Consider the following 685-nt stretch of genomic DNA (forward strand, 5'->3'; position numbering starts at 1 on the left):
CCTGACGGTTTGGGCGTAAATTTTGGCGATGCAGACATCAGATATCATCTTCAAGCGTCACCGTTTTCCGCCACAGATTATTGCTCATGCGGTGTGGCTTTATCTGCGGTTCAACCTTAGTCTGCGTGAAGTTGAAGAAATGCTGCTTGAGCGTGGAATTGACGTATCATACGAGACAGTTCGTCGTTGGATCGCCAAGTTCGGACCCCAGGTCACACGCAACTTGCGGCGGCGTCAGGCGCGCCCCGGCGATATTTGGTATTTGGACGAAGTGGTCGTCAAATGCGCTGGAGAGAAATTCTGGCTCTGGCGTGCGGTGGATCAACATGGCTCCGTTCTCGAAGAAATCTTGCAGAAGCGGCGTGATAAAAGGGCGGCAAAGCGACTGCTCGTGGCGTTAATGAAGCGCTATGGCTTTGCTCCCAAACGGATCATCACCGATAAGCTCCGCTCCTACGGTGCAGCAAAGGCAGAAGTGGCACCCGGCCTTGACCATTGGTCGCACAAGGGCCTCAATAATCGGGCCGAAAATAGCCATCTGCCGTTTAGGAAACGGGAGCGAACCATGCAAGGTCATCGGTCGCCTGGAGCGTTGCAACGGTTCGTCTCCATGCACTCAGCGACCCGCAATTGTTTCTCTGTTCCATCTCGTCGCCGAGCCGCACACACAATTCGCTACCATCGC

Annotated in this window: 1 protein-coding gene; it reads left to right on the forward strand. The window is 54.5% G+C overall.

The window, feature by feature from the left end:
* Nucleotides 1–28: 28 nt before the first annotated feature.
* A partial coding sequence (locus tag P8H26_RS18060) for an IS6 family transposase (protein WP_289634464.1) occupies nt 29–685 on the forward strand: 657 nt, incomplete at its 3' end.

Source organism: Pseudochrobactrum sp. sp1633, assembly GCF_030376605.1.
Classification (GTDB): domain Bacteria; phylum Pseudomonadota; class Alphaproteobacteria; order Rhizobiales; family Rhizobiaceae; genus Pseudochrobactrum.